Raw genomic sequence first — 1,134 nt, forward strand, 5'->3', positions numbered from 1 at the left:
CCACCGCCCACTTCAGCGAGCATCCGCCCAGGTCACCGACCCACCATCACCGAGTACCCGAAAACGTGAGCCAAGTCGGGTCTCGTCGGTGCGACCTCATTCGCTGCGGCCCGTCTCATCGAAGGTTCGCCGCCTCGTCGATCTGCCAGACCGCCTCGCGGACGTTCCGCTCAAGTTCCTCGAAAGAGTCCTCAAGGCTCGCGAGCTCGGCGAAGAGCGCGTGCTTGTCGTCCATGCTTTGCATCGCCGTTGCCCGCTCGATCCAGGACTCGACATCCTTCATGGTGAGCGGGTACTTCCGACTCCGGAGCGTCTGTGAGTCAAAGATCGCTTCGATGTCCCCGTCTTCGATCTGCATGGACCGAATGCCGTCGCCCGGAATCGCCCCGCCTGTGATGTTCTCCTCGATGTAGGTGAGTCCAGACTCGAGGTCGTCCAAGCGTTCCAGGAGATGTTCGACCAGTGCGGCCCTCACCGCAGCAAGGTCGAGACCCACTTCCTTCCTGAGCTGCTTCGCCGCCCGTCGGGGTAGGTCGAAGGGGCTCTGGCGACCGAGGAGATCATCCTCGAAGCGTGCCAGCTCAGGGCCCAAAGGATTGCTGTAGCTCATCGCGAGCGGCTCGTAGTGGTCGAGGACTGTGCATGCGGCGTCGAAGTAGATCAGGACGGCGGGGCGGATAACTTCGACTCGATGCTGGTCACGGTGGTAGGTCTCGTTCCGGTAGTCATGCAACTTCTTCAGGACCGGTGCGAGGTCTTCTGGAAGCTTGTCTTTCTCGACTAGAAAGTCGATCTTGTCCCCGAAGCTGCGGTCAATACTCTTCCGCCTTTGCTTTGAGGTTACCGCCCCTTCTAGTTGCTGGATCTCTGCGCCGAGCTGGTGATCGCTCGGGCCCGTCGCGAACCGGCGGTGCAGGGGATTTTTGCTCTTGCGCATCGCTTCCAGCCGACGGAGGCTCTCAAGCCGAGCGAAGTCGATGCGCTCAAAGTAAAGCTCGTCCTGGGCCATGCGGTGCATGATCAGCTCGACGGCGCTGTCGAGCAGGATGTGGGCTAGTACTACAGCCGTAGATCGGGTCTGTGGGCTGCGCTGATGCTGCCTTCGCGTCGTTGGTAGTGGGCTCGTCGGGCGCG

The 1,134-nt window shown here is 61.5% G+C and carries 1 protein-coding gene; it reads right to left on the minus strand.

Going from position 1 to position 1,134, the window contains the following annotated elements:
* Window positions 1–115: 115 nt before the first annotated feature.
* Window positions 116–1,009: a hypothetical protein gene (locus tag ACYVK7_RS17625; RefSeq protein ID WP_460889028.1), complete on the minus strand. Its 894-nt coding sequence runs from the start codon at window positions 1,007–1,009 to the stop codon at window positions 116–118.
* Window positions 1,010–1,134: the final 125 nt, after the last annotated feature.

This window comes from Promicromonospora xylanilytica (assembly GCF_054782895.1).

Coding starts and splice junctions, on each gene's coding strand:
- ACYVK7_RS17625 (WP_460889028.1), bottom strand. CDS start 1,009: ATGGCCCAGGACGAGCTTTACTTTGAGCGCATCGACTTCGCTCGGCTT.